4 protein-coding genes are annotated in these 4,595 nt (G+C 42.2%); all 4 read right to left on the reverse strand.

Features of this window, described 5'->3' with window-relative positions:
- Positions 1-436: DUF3782 domain-containing protein (locus VZ94_RS21235; protein WP_045780777.1), on the reverse strand; the 436-nt coding region annotated here is incomplete at its 3' end.
- A gap of 522 nt (positions 437-958) precedes the next feature.
- The gene (locus VZ94_RS21240; protein ID WP_045780778.1) at positions 959-1,870 is read right to left on the reverse strand and encodes a LamG domain-containing protein; all 912 of its coding nucleotides are present in this window, start codon (positions 1,868-1,870) and stop codon (positions 959-961) included.
- Positions 1,871-2,332: 462 nt separating this feature from the next.
- A complete protein-coding gene (locus VZ94_RS21245; RefSeq protein ID WP_045780779.1) occupies positions 2,333-2,593 on the reverse strand; it encodes a hypothetical protein in 261 nt (86 codons plus the stop codon).
- Positions 2,594-2,848: 255 nt separating this feature from the next.
- On the reverse strand, positions 2,849-4,595 hold a 1,747-nt coding region (locus VZ94_RS31280; protein WP_045780780.1), incomplete at its 5' end, for a calcium-binding protein.

A 4,595-nucleotide genomic window follows, 5' to 3' on the forward strand; every position in this document is an offset into this window, starting at 1 on the left:
GGGTTAAGATATTCTTTAATTGGGTCAATGCCTCAGGCCGTAAATGGCTTTTGACTTCAACGATAAATGCCTCATTGCGGTCTGAATTAGCATAAGCAAACACATCGAGTTCTAAGGTATCGCCGCCTCTTTTCACTTTCATCCTAGGCGTAACGATTTCCATACCGAATTGCTCAGTTAAAATCTTCGTCATCGACGGAAACGCCATGCCCTCGGTAAAACCACCGAATTTCTCGCCTAAACCACCGATTTGCTTACCCAGTTCTTTAAGCTGTTGGCGTAGTTGACGGTCGGTTTCTTTCAGTTGCTTATCGGTTTCTTGTTGAGAAAGACGTAATTCAGCAATATCTTTTTGATTTTGTTTTTGCAAGCGATCCGTTTCCTTTTGTGCAATCGCTAAACTTGCCACTAATTCTTTTAATTCGTCATCGGTCATTGGCTATTCTCCTGGTTGGCTCTACCCACGTTTGCAAACAACGGGTTCAGGTTTTTAAACTAACGTCAAACACATCAGCGTGTCTTAATGCGTTGCCAGTCATTATGAGAGATACTAGGAATTATAACCGGTCTTAGCTAATAGTCGCTTGCGAGATTCGCTTAAGATGGAAACTCGGGCATAACGAAAAATATAGAGACAAAAAAAAGCCGCATCGGTTTGCCCGATACGGCTTTAACTTGGTTGCATGTGGTTATTGAGTTCGTAGGTTGGGTTCGACAGCGTAACCCAACATTTACGCCACCGGTATTGGGTTACGCTGTCGCTAACCCAACGGGCTAAAAGATAAAAAAAGGAATTATAACCGGTCTTTACCAAAAAACGCTTGTGAGATTAGCGTAGGATAGAGGTTAATGTATGACGATAAGCATAAGGCGTAAACACAAAAAAAGCCGCATCGGTTTGCCCGATACAGCTTTAACACGGTTGTATGTGTACGTTTGCTCATTCCCAAGCTAGGGGCTAAGGATAAGTTTTGCCATCAATCGAAATATTAATTGATTGATTTGGCTGTATTTTCAACCCTGCTTTTTTGCAATTCCAAGAGCTACCTGATTGGAGGGGAATTGTCACTATCTGGCCGGTTGTCACGTTAGTACACATCACACTAACTTGCTGTAAGCCTTTTATTGAACCGCTAATGGATTGCCCTAGGTTAAAAAGCTCGGCGATTTCACCGGCTGTCAGTGCCCGATTATAAATGCGTAAATCGTCGATCAAGCCATTAAAAAAATAAGGCCCTAATGCATTTAAGTCGTCCGAATCCCTTGCTATTCGGAGAGAAGCTGTCGTATTGGGATTTGGCGATGGAATATTGGAAGCAGTGCCATTAAGAACACTATTACTATAAAATTTGATGACTTGTGTTTCAACTTCATAAACCACTACAAAATGTCGCCAAGCGTTCAGCTTACTTGCCTTAGTCGAATAGGCGCTAGGATCTACACCACCAGAAATTTGAACTCGTTGCCTACCTATAGGAGAACTATCAACGTTACCTGTTATTCCCCAAATATAACCGTCTCCATTTTGGTTACCCCTTTTGGATAATAACGCACTCATATAGCTGTCGTTATAGCTTTTCGGCAAAACCCACCCGCTGAGTGTATAGCTTGTTCCAGAAAGTCTTAAATCCGGAGTATCATTTATTTCGATGTAAGTATCAGTTCCGTTAAATTGCAATCCTTTTCCATTAACCCCAGCCGCACATTTTGGCGCACCATGTATTACGCCGTTATGCTCATTTCCACTAGAATCGGTAGCACTGCAGTCATCAAAACGATAATGAGCTACTAACCCAGTACTAATATCAGCAGAAGAAAAGCCACTCGTCATAAACATAATTAGTAAAAATAATAAATTTTGTTTTTTCATACTATTGTTTCCTTTAGGTCTCTAATTGGCAGATTGTTAACTGTTTTTTCTCATTCCCACGCTCCCGCGAGGGAATGGCTACCTTTCTTAATGTTTTCTCAGTCTTACACTTGTGGCTTGAATCTGCGAGGAAATAGCTTCGTATGTGTTCCCACGCAGGAGCGTCACTGCCATTAAGTTAAGAGATAAATATTAAGAATCAAATAATTAGCGTTGCGTAGGTTGGGTTAGCGATAGCGTAACCCAACATTTAACGCTCCAATGTTGTCGGGTTACGCTATCGCTAACCCGACCTACGGAAGAATATTTCACACAACGCAACATGCAAGTTATTGATTATTTGGTTATATTCCTTAACTTAATGGCAGTAACACAGGAGCGTGGGAACAAGAGAACTGATAATCTTTGCGGCTTCGTTATGTCGGATTACGCTTCGCTAATCCAACTTACGTCCTGACTTATTCATTTCACCCAACGAACCTCAACTCCCGTAATTTCATCACTATCTACTTCCCATTTTGAACCCTTGAGAACTCTAAATGTGAACGTCTGCTTTGGTGAAGAAATAACTGATTCTAAAGTATTATCTGCAGCTGAACCTGATGCAACTATTTCCCCATCTACCATGCCTTCCGCAGCAACGCGTCGTTGCTCAGGAGTCGCTGCTAGTCTTACTAGAACAAAACCATTTACATTTGCCTGATATAAAGTGTTAACGTTCATAAGTACATACCCTTTTGCACCAGCAAAAAGCGTTTGTCGTAAACGCAGCGTTAATCGTTAAAACCAATAAAACAAACAACATAGATAATCTAATTTTCAACATACTGTTTTCCTAATAAATAATGTCATATTAATTTTTACGCATTCCCATGCTTCCGCATGGGAATGCGTACCTTTCTTCATGTTTTCCCAGTCTTACACTATTTAAAACATCGTATGTATTCCCACGCCGGAGCGTGGGAATGCGCCAATCACCTAAATCACAACAAAATCAACATTAGTCAGCGCCAAATTAACGCCCACCACTGCAAATTGAACGCTTGCCCCTGCCCCATTGCCATCGGCGTCATAAGACAAAGCGCCAGTCGAAGGGGTGTAGATAATGTAATCGTTTGCATCGAGCGCGTTAGCGGAGATAGCAAACTGCTCGGCTTTTAACGTTCCGGTTTTGTTAAGCTGGGTGAAAATGGCGTTTTCTAGCTTAATCGTGTCATCGGCGGCTCTAAAATCTGCCAAGGTGTCAATCGTGCCATCTAGTGTGCTATTAAAGATGAAGGTATCTTTACCATAGCTACCCCGCAAAATATCAGTACCGGCATTACCATTGAGAATGTCTTTACCGGCACCACCGTTTAATAAATCATCGCCGTCGCCACCGTTTAAGATGTCATCACCAAAATCACCATCTAATAAGTCATTACCCGCGTTACCGCTTAAGGTGTCATTACTGCCACCGCCGCTGAGTAAATCATTGCCGGACGTACCGTTTAAATTCAGCTTGGCTAACACGACGGCTTTGGTCGTCGTGCTGCTGACGCTTTCAAGATTACCTAAGGCGTCGGTATAGCTGGCAGTCACGCTGATTTTCTTACCCAAATCATCGGCGCTGACAGTGTAACTTGCGCCAACACCTAGCACGGTATTATTGGCCGACCAGGTATAAGTGATGGTACCTAGGCCGTCTATATCGTCCAACGTATTAGTCGCGGTTAATATTTGAAATTGCTCGGGCGTAGTGTCGTCGATGCTGACTGTGCCGGTTGGTAAATGGTTGATTTTTTCTGCCAAGTCTTTCACCTGGCTTAGGCTTAAGGTGATGTCGTTGAATTTGAAGGATTCGATGTTGTAACTTGTGTCAGAGTAAAACGTATCAAAGATATATAAGAATTCACCGGTAGACTTAATGGTAGCGATTAAATCGAAATCGTCACTCTTTGCGAAACTCACATCCGCTTGTTTAAGACCTACAAAAGTAACTTGATCCGTACCACCGCGTCCGGAATAATCCCATTCACTAATCGAATCGTTACCCGAACCTACTCCAAACTGATAAGTATCATTCCCTATACCACCGTGTAACGTATCATCCCCTGCACCGCCATCTAACGTATCATTTCCAGCCATTCCACTGACGTTATCATTGCCTGCTGCGCCTGTGAGAGAATCGTATGTAGTCCAGCCAAATAAGGTATTGTCACCTCCATCCCCTGTTAGCGTTAATGAATTAACTTGCGATAATGACAAAGTTGTGTCGGTAAATTTAAACGACTCAATGTTGTAATCAGTATTTGAGTAAAACGTATCGGATATATACAGAATTTCGCCGGTAGATTTAATGGTCGCAACTAAATCGTAATTATTGGTTTTGGCAAAACTTACATCCGCTTGTTTTAAACCAGTAAAAGTGATTTGATCCGTACCACCGCGTCCGGAATAATCCCATTCACTAATCGAATCGTTACCCGAACCTACCCCAAACTGATAGGTATCATTTCCTATACCGCCATGCAACGTATCATCCCCTGCACCGCCATTTAACGTATCATTTCCAGCCATTCCACTGACATTATCATTGCCTGCAGCGCCTGACAATGAGTCATAAGTTGTCCAACCAAATAAGGTATTGTCACCAGCATCCCCAGTTAGCGTTAAAGCATTAACTTGTGATAATGACAAAGTTGTGTCGGTAAATTTAAACGACTCAATGTTGTAATCAGTATTT

The sequence above is a fragment of the Methylocucumis oryzae genome (assembly GCF_000963695.1).
GTDB classification, from domain to species: Bacteria; Pseudomonadota; Gammaproteobacteria; order Methylococcales; family Methylomonadaceae; genus Methylovulum; species Methylovulum oryzae.